14 protein-coding genes are annotated in these 16,820 nt (G+C 46.0%); 5 read left to right on the top strand and 9 right to left on the bottom strand.

Features of this window, described 5'->3' with window-relative positions; translation table 11 throughout:
- Positions 1 to 8 precede the first annotated feature (8 nt).
- The 3 genes from glnL to glnA form a co-directional block, all read right to left on the bottom strand.
- Positions 9 to 1,085: a nitrogen regulation protein NR(II) gene (gene glnL / locus OCV20_RS16095; RefSeq protein ID WP_019826501.1), complete on the bottom strand. Its 1,077-nt coding sequence runs from the start codon at positions 1,083 to 1,085 to the stop codon at positions 9 to 11.
- A gap of 168 nt (positions 1,086 to 1,253) precedes the next feature.
- On the bottom strand, positions 1,254 to 1,817 hold the full coding sequence (locus OCV20_RS16090; RefSeq protein WP_048612439.1) for a DUF4124 domain-containing protein: 564 nt from the start codon (positions 1,815 to 1,817) through the stop codon (positions 1,254 to 1,256).
- 226 nt (positions 1,818 to 2,043) lie between these two features.
- On the bottom strand, positions 2,044 to 3,453 hold the full coding sequence (gene glnA / locus OCV20_RS16085) for a glutamate--ammonia ligase (RefSeq protein ID WP_017059221.1): 1,410 nt from the start codon (positions 3,451 to 3,453) through the stop codon (positions 2,044 to 2,046).
- Positions 3,454 to 4,015: 562 nt separating this feature from the next.
- Between glnA and typA the strand changes: the two genes are divergently transcribed.
- Positions 4,016 to 5,851 (top strand): translational GTPase TypA, encoded by a 1,836-nt coding sequence (typA, locus tag OCV20_RS16080; RefSeq protein WP_017059220.1) that lies wholly within the window; start codon positions 4,016 to 4,018, stop codon positions 5,849 to 5,851.
- A 330-nt stretch (positions 5,852 to 6,181) separates the two neighbouring features.
- Here typA and OCV20_RS16075 read toward each other — a convergent pair whose 3' ends face one another.
- Both OCV20_RS16075 and OCV20_RS16070 read right to left on the bottom strand, forming a co-directional pair.
- Positions 6,182 to 6,712 carry an AAA family ATPase gene (locus OCV20_RS16075; protein WP_086774460.1) on the bottom strand — a complete coding sequence of 177 codons (531 nt, stop codon included), beginning with the start codon at positions 6,710 to 6,712 and terminating at the stop codon, positions 6,182 to 6,184.
- 31 nt (positions 6,713 to 6,743) lie between these two features.
- Positions 6,744 to 7,385 carry a DUF2959 domain-containing protein gene (locus OCV20_RS16070; RefSeq protein WP_086774461.1) on the bottom strand — a complete coding sequence of 214 codons (642 nt, stop codon included), beginning with the start codon at positions 7,383 to 7,385 and terminating at the stop codon, positions 6,744 to 6,746.
- 221 nt (positions 7,386 to 7,606) lie between these two features.
- Here OCV20_RS16070 and OCV20_RS16065 point away from each other — a divergent pair, with 221 nt between their 5' ends.
- Genes OCV20_RS16065 through OCV20_RS16055 form a run of 3 tightly spaced genes read left to right on the top strand, consistent with a single transcriptional unit; the run spans position 7,607 to position 9,903 of the window.
- Entirely contained in the window at positions 7,607 to 8,548 is a 942-nt protein-coding gene (locus OCV20_RS16065; RefSeq protein ID WP_086774462.1) for a virulence factor BrkB family protein, read from the top strand.
- Positions 8,520 to 8,954: a D-aminoacyl-tRNA deacylase gene (gene dtd / locus OCV20_RS16060; RefSeq protein WP_004735590.1), complete on the top strand. Its 435-nt coding sequence runs from the start codon at positions 8,520 to 8,522 to the stop codon at positions 8,952 to 8,954. Before OCV20_RS16065 ends, dtd begins: the two co-directional genes overlap by 29 nt.
- 16 nt (positions 8,955 to 8,970) lie before the next feature.
- Complete coding sequence (locus tag OCV20_RS16055; protein ID WP_048617771.1) at positions 8,971 to 9,903, top strand: bifunctional GNAT family N-acetyltransferase/hotdog fold thioesterase; 933 nt, start codon at positions 8,971 to 8,973, stop codon at positions 9,901 to 9,903.
- 306 nt (positions 9,904 to 10,209) lie between these two features.
- On the opposite strand, the gene OCV20_RS16050 is transcribed toward OCV20_RS16055, so the two are convergent.
- The 4 genes from OCV20_RS16050 to hslR form a co-directional block, all read right to left on the bottom strand.
- Complete coding sequence (locus OCV20_RS16050; protein ID WP_086774463.1) at positions 10,210 to 12,180, bottom strand: AsmA family protein; 1,971 nt, start codon at positions 12,178 to 12,180, stop codon at positions 10,210 to 10,212.
- Positions 12,181 to 12,334: 154 nt separating this feature from the next.
- A complete protein-coding gene (gene pckA / locus OCV20_RS16045) occupies positions 12,335 to 13,960 on the bottom strand; it encodes a phosphoenolpyruvate carboxykinase (ATP) (protein ID WP_017062492.1) in 1,626 nt (541 codons plus the stop codon).
- Between the two features lie 337 nt (positions 13,961 to 14,297).
- Positions 14,298 to 15,191: an Hsp33 family molecular chaperone HslO gene (hslO, locus tag OCV20_RS16040; RefSeq protein WP_019826486.1), complete on the bottom strand. Its 894-nt coding sequence runs from the start codon at positions 15,189 to 15,191 to the stop codon at positions 14,298 to 14,300.
- A gap of 18 nt (positions 15,192 to 15,209) precedes the next feature.
- Positions 15,210 to 15,596: a ribosome-associated heat shock protein Hsp15 gene (gene hslR, locus OCV20_RS16035; RefSeq protein WP_048607611.1), complete on the bottom strand. Its 387-nt coding sequence runs from the start codon at positions 15,594 to 15,596 to the stop codon at positions 15,210 to 15,212.
- Between the two features lie 331 nt (positions 15,597 to 15,927).
- On the opposite strand from hslR, the gene gspC reads away from it, so the two are divergent.
- On the top strand, positions 15,928 to 16,809 hold the full coding sequence (gene gspC, locus OCV20_RS16030; RefSeq protein ID WP_048618589.1) for a type II secretion system protein GspC: 882 nt from the start codon (positions 15,928 to 15,930) through the stop codon (positions 16,807 to 16,809).
- Positions 16,810 to 16,820 lie beyond the last annotated feature (11 nt).

The raw sequence follows: 16,820 nt of genomic DNA, 5'->3' as shown, positions 1-16,820 counted from the left end.
CTTGTGACCTAAATCGGTAGATAAATCGTGAATGTGGTGTTGCCCGGCCAGCTTTCAACATCAATTTTCCCATTGTGTTGATCGATCAGGTTTTGAGAGATCGATAACCCCAGCCCTGTTCCACCTTCTCGTCCACTGACCATTGGGTAAAACAGCGTGTCTTTTAAATCATCGGGGATACCCGGACCGTTATCGCTGATCTCAATACGAGCCGCGAGTTTGTGTCGCTGCCCGTGAATATTTGCTTGATGCACCGTTCTGGTGCGAATGGTGATTTTTCCAGAATCTTGAGTCTTTAGAATTTGCGCTGCATTGCTAACGATATTGAGCATCGCTTGTTCAACCTGTGCCGAATCCATCAAGATGTCCGGTAAGCTAGGGTCGTAATCCCTTTCGATGGCGAGCGTTGACCCCGATTCTAGCTCTACGAGCTGCCTGACTTTCTCAAGTATTTGGTGAAGGTTCTCTTCTGACTTAGTTCCTGGCTTTTGAGGGCCAAGTAGACGGTCGACCAATGCTCTTAAGCGGTCGGCTTGCTCAATAATGATCTGCGTATATTCATTAAGAGACTGATCAGGAAGCATTTTCCCAAGTAACTGCGCCGCACCTCTTAAGCCACCGAGTGGGTTTTTGATTTCATGTGCTAACCCGCGTACCAGCAACTTAGCCGCTTGTTGTTGTGCGTGTTGGTTGAGCTCTTGGCTAAGGCGTCTTTGCTGGTCTATTTTGCGCATCTCAACCAATAACAGCGTCTCTCGCTGCCAAGATATTGGGCTAACCGTGACTTCAAGCATCAGTGGGCGGTTATCAACAACGAAGGTAACGTCACTGTCGGTAATGCTCTGGCCACTTTGTAGTGGTTGCGTCAGAAGTGCCAAATCCAGTGAGGCGTGTTGGATAAGTTGGCTCAGTGGATGATCAACGATGCGTCGTGCGCTCTGTGAAAAGAGCTGCTCAGCCGCCGGATTGGCGTATCGGACATACAATTGCTCATCGAGCATCAATGTCGAAGTCACCATATTGTCGAGAATGGCGCTGGAAAGATGGTGTGTATCTATGCTGTCGCTTTTGGCTGATCGATTCACTATTTCGTCCTTGAACTGGTGTTTTTCTCACTGCACCAAATTGGTGCGTAGCTAAGTTCAAGTATGGCGCATATCAACCAGAAGCTAAAGATAATTCATTAGAGTCGCTGAAAGCTGCTTCGATTAGGTGAAAAGTAGAGGTTATTTGGCCTCTTTTAACACATTGGCCTACTTGAGCGTCGCTCGATGTAAATACACGGTGACTGGACTAGTAGATGCAATAAGCTTGCCGCTTCTATGTGCTTGAATTGCAATGGTGTGAGTACCTCGATCGATACCTTTTAATTCCCAAATAGGTTGGGTCTGTGGGGCGCCATATCGACGGCCATCAAGCATCAATTGTAATTGCTCCCCAATACCAAGTTTTCGGTTGAGCTCTATCTGAATCGGAATTAAGCCGCGATTACTACGAATGGTTTGATCATGAACTGGAGTCAACATGGTGAGGGCTAATTGAGTAGGAACCTCACGCTCTGTGGTTTCTGCTTCTGCCTGGGTTTTAGCTGGCGTTTTAGTTGTAGAGGAAGCCGCGGCGTCAACCGGAGTTGAGGCCTCAAATTTAGGGGCGGGTGCTGAAGCTTGCACATCTGGCAGGCGAAGAGCCTCGGCATCTTGAGCGCTAGGGTTATCACTAAAGTGGAGCACGCCATCTTCATCTACCCAGGTATACACCGTTTGAGCAGAGCACGAGAGCGCGACTGTTAACCCGATCAGGAACAGTATGTTTTTCATATCTTTAGCCTCTTTTCACAGCTAGGTGATTTCACGTTTGGCGTTGGTTTTGTTATCGGTTTTTTTGAATTTAGCGCGACAGCCTCTGAGGGCTTTTGTCTAAGGTATGTTACGAGGAGGGGAGCGTCGGGAGAATATAAAAAAGGCCCACCTGCGAGGCGAGCCTAATATTTAGTCAGCGATTCTTACAAGGTTGCAGTAAGAAATAGCTTATCTCTACAGGAGATTAAACTGAGTAGTACAGTTCAAACTCAAGTGGGTGTGTAGCCATGTTCACGCGTTGTACGTCGTCAGATTTCAGAGTGATGTAAGAATCGATGAAATCGTCAGAGAATACGCCGCCAGCTGTTAGGAACTCACGGTCTTCGCTAAGCGCTGCTAGAGCTTCTTGTAGAGATTCTGCAACTGTTGGGATTTCAGCTGCTTCTTCTGCAGGAAGGTCGTATAGATCTTTATCCATAGCTTCGCCTGGGTGAATCTTGTTCTTGATACCGTCAAGGCCAGCCATAAGCATTGCTGAGTAGCATAGGTATGGGTTAGCTGCTGGGTCACCAAAACGTAGCTCGATACGACGTGCTTTAGGGCTTGGTACTACTGGGATACGGATAGAAGCAGAACGGTTACGTGCTGAGTAAGCAAGCATTACAGGTGCTTCGAAACCAGGTACAAGACGCTTGTACGAGTTAGTTGATGGGTTAGCAAACGCGTTGATTGCACGAGCGTGCTTGATTACACCACCGATGTAGTAAAGAGCCATTTCAGATAGGCCGCCGTACTTATCACCAGCAAACAGGTTAACGCCGTCTTTTGCTAGAGATTGGTGAACGTGCATACCAGAACCGTTGTCACCAACTAGTGGCTTAGGCATGAATGTCGCTGTTTTACCAAATGCGTGAGCAACGTTGTGTACAACGTACTTGTAGATTTGAGTTTCATCAGCTTTCGCTGTTAGCGTGTTGAAGCGAGTTGCGATTTCGTTTTGACCCGCAGTTGCTACTTCGTGGTGGTGAGCTTCAACAACTAGGCCCATCTCTTCCATTACTAGACACATTGCTGAACGGATGTCTTGAGATGAATCTACTGGAGCTACTGGGAAGTAACCGCCTTTAACGCCAGGACGGTGACCTTTGTTACCGCCTTCGAAGTCAGAACCTGTGTTCCAAGCTGCTTCTACGTCATCGATCTTGAAGAAAGAACCAGACATGTCGTTTGAGAACTTAACGTCGTCAAATAGGAAGAATTCTGGCTCTGGACCAACTAGAACTGTGTCTGCGATACCTGTAGAACGTAGGTACTCTTCAGAACGTTTAGCGATAGAACGTGGGTCACGGTCGTAGCCTTGCATTGTTGCAGGCTCTAGGATGTCACAACGGATGTTTAGCGTTGCGTCTTCTGTGAATGGATCCAGTACAGCAGATGCTGCGTCTGGCATCATTACCATGTCAGATTCGTTAATGCCTTTCCAACCAGCTACTGAAGAGCCGTCAAACATTTTGCCTTCTTCGAAGAAGTCTGCATCAACTTGGTGAGAAGGAATAGAGATATGCTGCTCTTTACCTTTTGTATCAGTAAAACGTAAGTCGATAAATTTAACTTCGTTCTCTTGGATCAGGGATAGTACATTTTCTACTGACATCTTGGATAACCTCCAGTGTTATTAATTCGGTATTAGCTCGATTCGGTTGAAACTAGCATTGATTAATGTCTATAAGTGCATTAATCGATGCTGATTTATCTATTGCCAAAAACGTGCCAAAAAAATTATTCCATTAATTTCAATGATTTACTTGTTTTGCGATTTTGCTTAATCTGGTTTTTGCACCAAAATGATCTCTAGTTGCACCTTTTTGGTGCAATCGTTTGTCTGTGCACCAATATGAGACATAAGCGAGCACCATTCAGCAATGAATTGCCTAAGTTGTCAATCCACTTTTGTTATTTTGCGGGAGATTTGGCTCGCCACTCGCAGGTGATACTTTTTTAGAGTCCTACGAATTTGGCTGCTCAACACTGTACTGAATCAAAGTTAAGCGGATATGAATCGCTAATAAAGAAAAAAGCCTTGGTTCAGATCACATATTTCTGGGTTTTTGTCTAGAATCTGGTATATTATTGACCGTTTTTTAAATCAAGCTAGCGGTTATTATCCAAACTTTTGAGATAAGTGACGGCTACTTTTATGAGTGAATCGAGAATCCATGTCTACTCCACAGATTGATAAGTTAAGAAATATCGCGATCATCGCGCACGTTGACCACGGTAAAACGACTTTGGTTGATAAACTGCTACAACAGTCAGGCACTCTTGAGTCTCGTGGTGAAGCTGAAGAGCGTGTCATGGATTCGAATGACATCGAAAAAGAGCGTGGCATTACCATTCTTGCTAAGAACACAGCAATCAACTGGAATGATTACCGCATCAACATCGTAGATACTCCGGGACACGCGGACTTCGGTGGTGAAGTTGAGCGTATCATGTCTATGGTTGACTCTGTTCTGCTTATCGTTGACGCAGTTGACGGCCCAATGCCTCAAACTCGTTTCGTAACGCAAAAAGCATTCGCACACGGTCTTAAGCCAATCGTTGTAATCAACAAGATTGACCGTCCAGGCGCTCGTCCTGATTGGGTTATGGATCAAGTATTTGACCTTTTCGACAACCTAGGTGCTACTGATGAGCAACTAGACTTCACCGTTGTTTACGCTTCAGCTCTAAACGGTTGGGCAACAATGACTGAAGGCGAAACTGGCGAGAACATGGAACCATTGTTCCAAGCTGTTGTTGATACAGTAGACGCGCCTGCAGTTGACCTTGACGGTCCACTACAAATGCAAATTTCGCAACTTGATTACAGCTCTTACGTAGGTGTTATCGGTGTTGCTCGTGTTACTCGTGGTTCTGTTAAACCAAACCAACAAGTAACTATCGTAAATGCAGAAGGCAAAAAACGTAACGGTAAGGTAGGTACAGTTCTTGGTTACCTAGGTCTTGACCGTCACGAAGTTGAGCAAGCTAACGCTGGCGACATCATTGCAATCACTGGTCTTGGTGAGCTGAAAATTTCAGACACTATCTGTGACGTAAACAATGTTGAAGCAATGACTCCGCTTTCTGTTGATGAACCAACAGTAACAATGACGTTCCAAGTAAACACTTCTCCGTTCGCGGGTAAAGAAGGTAAGTTCGTTACTTCACGTAACATCCTTGAGCGTCTAGAGAAAGAACTAGTACACAACGTTGCACTACGTGTTGAAGAAACTGATAACCCAGATCGTTTCCGTGTTTCAGGTCGTGGTGAACTTCACCTATCTATCCTGATCGAAAACATGCGTCGTGAAGGCTTCGAGCTAGCTGTATCTCGTCCAGAAGTTATCATCAAAAAAGACGAAGATGGCAACCTAACTGAACCGTTTGAAACTGTGACTATCGACGTGCTTGAAGAGCACCAAGGTGGCATCATGGAAAACATCGGTCTACGTAAAGGTGAGCTAACTGATATGTCTCCAGATGGCAAAGGCCGTGTTCGCATGGACTTCATGATGCCTTCTCGTGGTCTTATCGGTTTCCAAACTGAGTTCCTAACTCTAACGTCTGGTTCTGGTCTTCTTTACCACTCATTTGATCACTACGGCCCTCACAAAGGCGGCGTAATCGGTCAACGTAACAACGGTGTTCTAATCTCGAACGCAACTGGTAAAGCTCTGACTTACGCACTATTCAACCTACAAGAACGTGGTCGTCTATTTGCTGAGCACGCGGATGAAGTATACGAAGGTCAAATCATCGGTATTCATAACCGTTCAAACGACCTAACAGTAAACTGTCTGAAAGGTAAGCAGCTAACGAACGTTCGTGCATCTGGTACTGATGAAGCACAGGTTCTTTCGCCACCTATCCGTCACACTCTAGAGCAAGCTCTTGAGTTCATCGACGAAGACGAACTAGTAGAAGTAACGCCAGTAAGCATTCGTATCCGTAAGAAGCTTCTTACTGAAAACGAACGTAAGCGTGCAGCACGTCCAGCTAAGGCTTAATTGCCAGCTGACTAGCTTCTAGCTAAGTAGATAAGAAACCCCGAGTAGCCTAGCTGCTCGGGGTTTTTGTTTTTTAGTTTGTTTAGATTCGAGTAAACGAGATGCGGGATACGAAGAGCATGCTCCATACCTATTCATCGAGTCGTCATTCCAGAATCGAGGGACGAGATATCTGGAATCTTTCTTTTACGGCATCCAAGAGATTTCCTATCACGCTCGTTCCTCACTGTAGGGAATGACGGTAAATTTGTTTAGATACGGTTAAACGAGATGCGAAGAGTGTTTAAGTCTTCGTCATCCTCAAGAGGGAGGAACGACCGAGTTGGGGATCTAGCTTTTGATATCTAAGTAACGCTCAACGAATTGAAGCCGTTCTTCGACTGGCATAAACGGCACTTCAACCATCTCATAACCAAGTTCTTGGTAGACTGTTACTAACGCGTGGTGAATCTCTAATGCCTCCTCAAACGGATAAGGTCTCACATCATCTTGTACATAAATTGAAGCCTCAGGGCGACAGAGCAAGGCTTGTGAGTGATAGCCTTGGCTTGCTTCTCGGTAGGTCGCATCTATCTCTAGACTAGCCTGAGTTAAGTAACCACAGATATCTGGAATGGCACGATCGAGAAAGGCAACTGGATGCTGACTGGCTTGGTCTTTTTGTTCGCTCATGACGGTTAAACATAGGCGAGCAAAGCCCGGAAGGTCTAACCAAGGTAAGATACCGTTCTCAAGTTGGCTCTGCTGTTCGATTAACTGGCGAGAGGATTCAGCGAAAGTGGGGTAACCCGCATCACCCAAGGTATTGATCAATGTGGTTTTTCCGGCGCCTGGGCCGCCAGTAATAATGATTGGGTTCATACGGGCTTATCTTTATTTGTGTCTACGAGCGTTATTTTTGGTTCAGTTGATCAAGGAATTTATCCGATTCGGCGATCGCAGCATTCATCTGTTCTATCGCGTAGGCGATGTCTTTTTCTAAGCTCATAAACTCACCTTGCAGCGAGCCGACAGCGCTCGCATTGAGGTTATGTTTTAAGTAAAGCGTGTTGTCGCGAAGGGTATTGAGCACGGGATCCATTTTCTTCTCGGCGCGCTTCATTGCTGACAGCATCGTTTGGTAAGACGATTTAGTTTCACGAAGCTTTTGCTCGCTCGAGCGGCGCAGTGAATCACTGGTGTAGAGATCTAACTCACTCTGCCACTCTTCAAACAGCGCATCCGACACATCTTCAATCGCAGCAATGCGGTCACTGACATTTTGCGCGGCTTTCTCGCTGTCTTGGTATTTATCGTTGATTTGGTTGTACATGTCTCCAAGGTCGCCGCCACTGAAATTAGTCAGGCTACTCAAGGCTTCAAGTGCGCTGGTAAACTCTTCCTGAGCATCCTGCTGCGACTCTTTAGCGTCTTCCACTCTATCGACCATAATGTCACGCTTGTGGTAACCCACTTGCTCCATTGCGGAGTAATAAGCTGATTGGCATCCAGTAAGAGTGAAAATAGAGAGGACTATAACTATTAAATAAGGCATCCTAGTTTCCTATAGTTAAATGATATCAATCGTAGTAAATAACTGCTCAACCTAGCTTGTTAAAATGCTCGATAACGGCGTTAGAATTTTTGATTGTAGAATAACTACTTATCAAAACTATTCTTTGCCGAGAAGGGCTTCCTTGTTCTCAAGCCTTTTTCCTACGCTATTTTTGAACATTTTCTTACTGTGATTGATATGTCGGAATATTAATTAGGACTATGAACGAGTTACAAGGGAGTTACAAGTTGAAGATAAAAAAGGTCGCCACACTCAGTATTCAGTTTTCTCGCTATCTTTTGGCGCGAATGACACACGATAGAGTCAATGTGAATGCGGGCTACTTGGCGTACATTACCTTGCTCTCGATCGTACCGATGCTGACGGTTCTGCTCTCTATCTTGTCGTCATTCTCCATCTTTGCTGATGTTGGTATCGTGATTCAAAACTTCGTTATTACCAACTTTGTTCCCGCGTCTGGGGATGCGGTACACGGTGCTTTGTTAGAGTTCGTTGCCAATACCGGAAAAATGACGGCGGTGGGTAGTGTGTTCTTATTCATTGCAGCGCTGATGCTGATCTCGAATATTGATAAGAACTTAAACTACATCTGGCGTGTCGACGAGAAGCGTCGTGCGGTGTTATCTTTCTCTATGTACTGGATGGTGCTCACGCTTGGACCTATTTTAGTTGGGGCGAGCATTGCAGCCACTTCTTATGTGACATCATTGAGCTTGCTGCAAAACGAAGTGGTGTCTGGCGCCTTTAACACCGTGATTCGCAAACTTCCTTTGATTCTCTCTTTCTTTGCGTTTTTCGGTCTGTACCTGTTGGTTCCCAACAAAAAGATACACTTTTCTCATGCGGCTGCAGGTTCTCTAGTGGCGGCTCTGTTGTTCGAACTCAGTAAGAAAGGCTTCGCGGCCTACATTACTCAATTCCCTTCTTACCAGTTGATTTATGGCGCATTGGCGGCAATACCAATTCTTTTTGTCTGGGTTTATTTGTGCTGGTTGATTGCGCTGGTGGGTGCTGAGGTGACCGCTGCATTGGGTGAGCAGGAACAGTGGAGTGACTCGAAAGAAATGGTACACTCGTCGGATAAAGACAAAATCACAGAGCAAGGAAACAACAGTGATAGCACTGATCCAGAGAGTAAGTGAAGCTGCCGTCCGTGTTGATGGCGAAGTAGTTGGTGAGATTGAGCAAGGCTTATTGGTTCTGTTAGGCGTAGAAAAAGGTGATGACGAAGCCAAAGCCAAACGTTTGATGGAACGAGTAACCACTTATCGTGTCTTTGGAGATGAAGACGATAAAATGAACCTCAACGTGAAGCAGGTAGAAGGTAAGGTATTAGTGGTGTCTCAATTCACTCTGCCGGCCGATACCAAGAAAGGGACTCGAGCAGGGTTCTCTCGTGGTGCTCACCCAGAAGATGCTGAGCGTCTTTACAACTATTTCTCTGACCAGTGTGAATCAGTGTTGCCAACGGAACGTGGCCGATTCGCAGCCGACATGAAAGTGTCTTTGGTTAATGATGGCCCAGTGACATTCTGGCTGCAGGTTTAGGCTTAAAGGAATAAGCATGTTTAAACTCATAACACCGACCACCGAAAATCAGCTAAACAAGTATTATCATTTTCGTTGGCAGATGCTCCGTGAACCTTGGCGAATGCCGGTAGGTTCAGAGCGCGATGAATATGACCCAATGAGTCACCATCGTATGATTGTTGATGGCCGTGGTCGTCCGATGGCGATTGGTCGTCTGTATATCACCCCAGATCTGGAAGGTCAGATCCGCTATATGGCGGTGAAGAAATCTCGCCAAAGTAAAGGCATGGGTTCGTTGATTCTAGTCGCACTTGAGTCATTGGCTCGCCAAGAGGGTGCTAAGCGCTTAGTGTGTAATGCACGTGAAGATGCGATCTCATTCTATGAGAAGAATGAATTTGAACGTCGCGGTGAGATTAATGATCAACGTGGCCCTGTGCGTCATCAACAGATGGTTAAGCATCTTGACCCAATGGCAGACGTTCTACGCAAGCCTGAGTGGTGTAATGAGCTTCAGCAGCGCTGGGAACATCAGATCCCGATCAGTGACAAGATGGGCATCAAGATCAACCAATACACGGGTTACCAATTTGAGTGTAGTGCTCAATTGAATCCCAACTTGAACCCGCATAATACCATGTTTGCAGGCTCTGCCTTTACCTTAGCGACCTTAACTGGTTGGGGGATGACTTGGTTATTGATGAAAGAACGCGGGCTGACCGGTGATATCGTGCTGGCAGACAGTAATATTCGTTATCGTCACCCGGTTGAGCAAAACCCTGTTGCCTCTACTTCATTGGATGGGATCAGTGGTGACTTGGACCGCCTTGCGTCAGGAAGAAAGGCACGTATCATCATTCACGTGACCATTCATAGCGGCGATGTGGAAGCGGTAGAGTTTACGGGAACCTATATGCTGATTCCTGACTACAAAAAGGTACTATCGACAGATACTAGGGCGTGTTGATTTTTCGAGCTGGTTTTTGCAGCGAGTTGCTGGGTATTTATACAAGGCAGAGGCTTTGATGTGTAGCTAGCCTACATGAGAAACCGATAACGCAGTAGAAATGACCAGCAAACGCTGCCCGGAGGGTTCGGCTAAAAGCGTTTTACTCTTTGTTGAGGGAGATTTGCTTAGAATGACTAGGCTACTTCCCCCTCGCCGCGATTAAAACGCTTTTATCTCGAACAAAATTCAACCACGAAAGGTCAACACGCCCTAATGTGAGCGAATAGCTAACACCGGTAATACTGTCGATATTGACTGAAAGCGCTACTCCTGAGGAGTGGCGCTTTTTTGTTGGCAGTCGTTAATCTCCGAATACTCAGCTTGGGTGAGCTTTCCTGAGATATGATGACATGGGTCCGATAGGGTAATCGAGAGGGTGTGTTGCTCGGCTTTAAGCAAGTCGAGTTCTCCAGAAGCCTCGCCATTGAGCGTTTGAACCCTTTGTTCTCCTTGCTCTGCTGCTGATGCACCAATAATGTGCATCGGTTCGAGGGTGAAGCGCCCACGGTCAAAATGCGCATTAAGCTCTGGAATTTCAAACACGTTATCAGTCGATGTTTCAGAAAGCTTGTCATTAAAGGTCATCACACCCTGGCGAACGCTGCCAGTGAGTTGCCCTGTGGTTGAGTAACCGAGCATCAGTGAGTCGCCATATAAACCTGCGGCTTGAAGTTCAAACTCGCCATACCCGGTTGCATCGAGCGGTAATTCAAGTCGCTGCAGCATAGGCGCAATCGGTAACCCATCGGCAGAAATATCTAAGCTCCATGGCTTGCTGATTTGGTTAAAGTCGAGTGTTGCATTGGCTTCAATGTAGCCATTCCTGAGTGGTGCAAACAGACGTGTCAGCGTCCATTTCCCTTGTTCGCTATTCATCTCAACCACAGGCTGTGCGCTGAGAATATTTTGATAGTTGGCATCATTGGCGCTCGCCATCAGCTTCCCTTGCCACAGGCCCAGCTTTCTATCCTGTAGCAGCTGGACTTGATGCCCCTCGACATGTAATCCAGAGACCTGCCAGTAAGGTTGTTGTGCGAGTTGGATAAGTTGGCTGCGTTCTATGTTAAGTCGGTTAATCTCGACGTTCTGGAGTTGTGTAAGCCAAGGTATTAGTCGAGCTACGACTAGAGGGCTATCTTGGTTTTCGGTAATCCATTTGATCCCTTGCAGGTCGAGCTGCGCTAATTCAATATTGCTAGGGGTGACTTCGCCATTGAGCTGAACAGTGCCTTGTAGGAATTGAGTATAGAAATCCTCAATCAGAATCCGGTTTGCTTCTAGGTTGAGCTTTAGGCTTGGCTCGATGAACATGTCATCATCAATGGTCACTCCTTCTGCCTGCAGAGAGAAAATGGCTTTCTGCTGCTTCCAGATTTCAAAAGGTAGTTGGATATTTTCGAGTGAGGCATCAAAGGCAGCGAGGTGGCCATCTTGCCACTCTACGTCGCTGCGTAGAATATCTAAGCTATTGATGTGATTGATCTGAATACCTGCCACATCCCACTCTTTGCTTAGTAGGCTTTGAGTCTGTTCCTGATTGAGTCGTAAGCCATCGACGGTCACATTCACCAACGACCAATCTTGTTGATACTGCTCTGCTTGTCCGGAAATCTTGGCGCCACGCCAGTCAAACGAAGCACCATAAAGGGTGCTGTCACTCGGCTTGAGGTCCAGGTCAATCAACAGATTATCGAATGCTTCACCTTGCCAATACAGCTGTGAGGCAGAAAGTTGGGTTTTTCCATAAGGTAGCAGCGAGTTGTCGTTGTTCCACGTTGGGTCGGAGATCTGCAGGTCGATGCCTCGCGCATTAAACTCTGGCGTCGAAAAGTCGAGATTGTTGATGGCCAGCTGGTGGAGCTTGATGTTTGGCTGGCTAAATAAAGAGGTCAGTGTTCTTAGATCGTCTGCTTCTAATTGCAGGCCACTGATCAAAACAGAGTCAAAGACCAGTTTGGTTTCTGTCATCGAGCTGGGGCTGAACCAAAGATCGATCTTGTCGATATACAGAGGTGTCTGCTTTTCGGGTTGGCTTTGGGTTATGCCCATTAAGGTGATGTGATAGGGCGCCTGATACTCAACATCTTCAATGAGTACAGGTTGTTCAATCGTATGTTTGATAAAAAAGTTAGCAACATCCGCACGGTATTGGGTCTGCAGGCTTAATAGCAGCGCTGCGATAGTTGCAACGGCGATAGCCAACACAATGCCGAACACCATGAATACCTTTTTCATTCCCTGAAAGCCTTAAATTTCAATAGTCTCAAAACAGAGTGGAACAAAAAGGGGCAAGCAGCAACAAAAAAGCCCCTCAAAAGAGGGGCTTGCTACAAAAATATCACTTTAAATTGGGCGTTCGCTTTTGGCTAAGCCCGAGCAGATGATTGGGTTAGTCCAGTTGAGGGCCAGCCGCAACCAGTGATTTACCTTCAGCGTTGTCTGTGTACTTATCAAAGTTGTTGATGAAGCGCTCGGCTAGATCTTTCGCTTTGCTTTCCCATTGTAGAGGGTCAGTGTATGTATCGCGTGGGTCAAGGATCGCTGGGTCAACATCGTGCAGCGCTAGCGGTACTTCTAGGTTAAACATAGGGATAACCTTAGTTTCAGCGTTGTCGATTGAGCCATCTAGGATAGCGTCGATGATGCCGCGAGTATCTTGGATAGAGATACGTTTACCAGTACCGTTCCAACCTGTGTTCACTAGGTAAGCTTCAGCGCCAGCCGCTTCCATACGCTTCACAAGCACTTCAGCGTACTGAGTTGGGTGAAGAGTTAGGAATGCCGCACCAAATGCCGCAGAGAACGTTGGTGTTGGCTCAGTAATACCACGCTCAGTACCCGCTAGTTTCGCAGTGAAGCCAGATAGGAAGTGGTACTTCGTTTGCTCTGGAGTCAGTTTAGAAACGGGTGGTAGTACACCGAATGCATCAGCAGTCAGGAAGATAACCTTTTGAGCGTGACCGGCTTTTGATACTGGCTTAACGATGTTGTCGATGTGGTGAATCGGGTAAGAAACACGAGTGTTCTCAGTTTTTGAACCGTCATCAAAATCGATAGAACCATCACCACGAACCGTTACGTTTTCTAGTAGTGCATCGCGACGGATTGCATTGTAGATTTCAGGTTCTGCTTCTTTAGATAGACGAATAGTCTTCGCGTAACAACCACCTTCGAAGTTGAAGATACCATCGTCATCCCAACCGTGCTCATCATCACCGATTAGCTCACGCTTAGGATCGGTTGAAAGCGTAGTTTTACCTGTACCAGATAGACCGAAGAAGATCGCTACATCGCCTTTCTCGCCGACGTTTGCACTACAGTGCATTGAAGCAATGCCTTGCAGAGGAAGCAGGTAGTTCATCATTGCGAACATGCCTTTCTTCATCTCACCGCCGTACCAAGTACCACCGATGATTTGAACGCGCTCTGTTAGGTTGAAAGCAACGAAGTTTTCAGAGTTTAGACCCTGCTTTTCCCAGTTAGGGTTAGTTGTTTTAGCACCGTTCATTACCACGAAATCAGGTTCGAACGTTGCTAGCTCTTCGTCTGTTGGACGAATGAACATGTTCTTAACGAAGTGTGCTTGCCACGCTACTTCAGTGATAATACGCACGCTTAAGCGCGTATCAGGGTTAGCACCACAATAACCGTCGATGACAAACAGGCGCTTGCCAGATAGCTGAGTTGTCACAAGCTCTTTCAGCTCATTCCATACTTCAGTTGTAATCGGTTTGTTGTCATTTTTGCCTTGATCTGACCACCACATGGTATCGCGGGTCGTGTCATCTTTAACAATGTACTTATCTTTTGGTGAGCGGCCAGTAAAGATACCAGTGTCTACCGCAACAGAGCCTAGTTCCGTTACTACGCCTTTTTCGTAGCCTTCCAAACCTGGCAGTGTTTCTTCAACGAATAACTGCTCGTAGCTAGGATTACGAAGAACTTCAGTAACGCCAGTCAGTCCGTGCTTAGTTAGATCAATTTGTGCAGCCTTTGTATGTTCCATAACGGTCATAGGTGCTCCTTGTAGGATATTTTGTAGGGATTTTGTATTAATTTTTTATTGTTATCTGCTCACCATGCTAGCAACGAGACTCGGGGGAAACAGGGATACAGCTCAAAAAATATCCATATTAACCATGGGGTTTTAAGCGTCTCGTCACATATTGGCCCAACTAGTCTATCCTGTACGCAAACCTTTGCGCTAGGGGCGAGAACATTATTAATTGATTAAAATTAAGCGGTGATTTTATTACGAGATGTTACGGAGTTTGCGCTATTTTGATCACAAAAAAGGCCAGCTGAGTGCTGACCTTTTTGGGGTAAATTACGTGTTTTTGGTACGCCGTAAATTAATGAACCGTATTGCTGCCTTTATCTGCTGCTTCTGCGTACAGTGCATCAACATCATTCTTGTCGAACGAGTAGTTTGTGCCACAGTAATCGCAGTGTAGACCAACGCTTCCTTCGGTGCTTAGGATGTCGTAGATCTCTTCTTGAGCAACAGTAATGATTGCTGCTGCACTTCGATCGCGTGAACAACCACAGAAGAACTCAACCGGTTGTGGTGTGAATAGCTGTACTTTCTCTTGGTTGTACAAACGGTAAAGCAGTTCGTTCGCTTCTAGAGTGAATAGCTCTTCGTTTTTCACTGTATCTGTTAGTTGCTCTAGGTGTTCGAAGTCATCTGGAGTACCAGTACCGTCAGGCATCACTTGTAGCAACATACCTGCAGCGTGTGCTTTGCCTTCATGCTCGCCAGTGCGCAGCCATAGACGAGTCTTAAGCTGTTCAGAGTTAGCGAAGTAGCCTTCAAGCACTTGTGCCAGCGTGTCACCTTCAAGACCAACAATACCTTGGTAACGTTCACCTTTCTTAGGATCGATGGTGATCACTAGGTGACCTTTACCCATTAGGTCGTGTAGACCTGCGTCGTCTGCGATATCGCCTTCAAAGCGAGCAACACCACGGATCTTCTGGTCGTGATCGCCATTGATAACTGCTAGAGATACTGGGCCGTCACCTTGCAATTGCATTGTGATAGAACCTTCAAACTTTAGGGTCGCAGTTAATAGCGTTGTTGATACCAATAGCTCACCCAGTAGTTTTTGCACTGGCGCTGGGTATTCCTTGCTAGAAATAATTTGTTGGTACGCTTCATCCATTTGTACCAATTCACCACGTACTGATAGGTCTTCAAATAGGTAGCGATTTAAAACATTACTTGTAGACATTGGGTCTGCCATTTGGCTATTCCTTCTAGCTTATTGATGCTTGAACTTGATGATGTCACGACGTTGCTTCTTATCAGGGCGACGCTCTGGAGCTGGGTTATGAGCATTCAGTTTACGCTGTGTCGCAAACTCTTCTCTTTTTGCCAAGCTCTCGGTGGTTTCTTCATAGAGGGTTTGAGCGATCGGAGCTCCACCGCGATGAGCAGAGATTTTCTCGATCGTTACCGTCTTTTCTTCATTACCTTGGCGCAGTGTAATCACAGCCCCAAGTTCGACAATTTTACTTGGCTTGCTGCGCTGACCATTATAGTGGACTTTGCCACCATCGACCATGTTGCGAGCAATAGACCGGGTTTTGTAAAAACGAGCTGCCCACAACCATTTATCGAGTCTGACAGCTTCATTAGCAGTTTTCATATAGGGCTGTGCCTTATTAAGTGAGAAATGAATGCGGTTTAACTGTAATGAACAGTGCGCAACATGTTTTTGATGATGCTTATCACATTAGATAGAGGTTTTATGTGGAGGCGGTTGGCATTTTTTTCAAGTCATAATACAAAATAGCCATGTTATGCCGATTTATAGATTTGCTATGATATAGTTCAGGATCTTATTGCTTAAATAAGCTTGGTATCGAACGAATGAATAAAAAAGCTGAAAGTTTAATGATTTGCAGCGTTTGTCGTCATGAAAAGGGACTAGGAAAGTGAACTTTTTAGAGCTCAAAAATCGCGTAGGGAATTCTCCTATGTTGAGCCGCTTATTAGAGAATGGATTTGTACTTCAGCAGAAACTAAGCTTAGCGACCTGTTGTGTATTGATTGCAGCTTCCGCATGGATCTTAGGACAGCTTGCATGGTTTATCGAACCTGCCGAGCAAACCGTCGTGCCCTGGGCAGCAACGGCCTCATCGTCTTCAGCACCTCAATCGACCCTCGATATCTCTTCTTTGCAGCAGAGCAACATGTTTGGTGCTTATAATCCAAGCACGCCCGCTGTGGTTGAACAGCAAGTTATCCAAGATGCGCCTAAGACGCGATTAAATCTCGTTTTAGTGGGTGCAGTCGCAAGCTCGAATCCAAAACTGAGCTTAGCGGTGATCGCCAATCGCGGCACGCAAGCGACCTACGGAATTAATGAAGAGATTGAAGGCACTCGAGCCAAGCTAAAAGCGGTATTAATCGATCGTGTGATTATTGATAACTCAGGGCGAGACGAAACCTTGATGCTTGAAGGTATTGAGTACAAGCGTTTGGCCGTATCAGCGCCTGCAGCACCTCGTAGCTCTTCTTCAGTTCGTGGTAATAACCCGGCTTCTGCAGAAGAGAAGCTTGATGAAATTAAAGCGAAGATAATGAAAGATCCGCAACAAATCTTCCAATATGTTCGACTGTCTCAGGTGAAGCGCGACGATAGCGTTATTGGTTATCGCGTGAGCCCTGGCAAAGATTCAGAACTTTTTAACTCAGTAGGGCTCCAAAACGGAGATATTGCTACTCAGTTAAATGGTCAAGACCTGACTGACCCCGCCGCTATGGGCAACATATTCCGTTCTATCTCCGAGCTGACAGAGCTAAACCTCGTCGTCGAGAGAGATGGTCAACAACATGAAGTGTTTATTGAATTTTAAAACTTTGCGTC

The sequence above is a fragment of the Vibrio coralliirubri genome (genome assembly GCF_024347375.1).
Taxonomy (GTDB): Bacteria; Pseudomonadota; Gammaproteobacteria; order Enterobacterales; family Vibrionaceae; genus Vibrio; species Vibrio coralliirubri.
This window is presented reverse-complemented; position numbering and strand designations above follow the sequence as displayed.

Bases quoted from the DNA above. Each gene is read 5' to 3' on its own strand.
- OCV20_RS16090 (WP_048612439.1), bottom strand. From the start codon at position 1,817: ATGAAAAACATACTGTTCCTGATCGGGTTAACAGTCGCGCTCTCGTGC.
- glnA (WP_017059221.1), bottom strand. From the start codon at position 3,453: ATGTCAGTAGAAAATGTACTATCCCTGATCCAAGAGAACGAAGTTAAA.
- typA (WP_017059220.1), top strand. From the start codon at position 4,016: ATGTCTACTCCACAGATTGATAAGTTAAGAAATATCGCGATCATCGCG.
- OCV20_RS16075 (WP_086774460.1), bottom strand. From the start codon at position 6,712: ATGAACCCAATCATTATTACTGGCGGCCCAGGCGCCGGAAAAACCACA.
- OCV20_RS16070 (WP_086774461.1), bottom strand. From the start codon at position 7,385: ATGCCTTATTTAATAGTTATAGTCCTCTCTATTTTCACTCTTACTGGA.
- OCV20_RS16065 (WP_086774462.1), top strand. From the start codon at position 7,607: ATGAACGAGTTACAAGGGAGTTACAAGTTGAAGATAAAAAAGGTCGCC.
- OCV20_RS16055 (WP_048617771.1), top strand. From the start codon at position 8,971: ATGTTTAAACTCATAACACCGACCACCGAAAATCAGCTAAACAAGTAT.
- OCV20_RS16050 (WP_086774463.1), bottom strand. From the start codon at position 12,180: ATGAAAAAGGTATTCATGGTGTTCGGCATTGTGTTGGCTATCGCCGTT.
- pckA (WP_017062492.1), bottom strand. From the start codon at position 13,960: ATGACCGTTATGGAACATACAAAGGCTGCACAAATTGATCTAACTAAG.
- hslO (WP_019826486.1), bottom strand. From the start codon at position 15,191: ATGGCAGACCCAATGTCTACAAGTAATGTTTTAAATCGCTACCTATTT.
- hslR (WP_048607611.1), bottom strand. From the start codon at position 15,596: ATGAAAACTGCTAATGAAGCTGTCAGACTCGATAAATGGTTGTGGGCA.
- gspC (WP_048618589.1), top strand. From the start codon at position 15,928: ATGTTGAGCCGCTTATTAGAGAATGGATTTGTACTTCAGCAGAAACTA.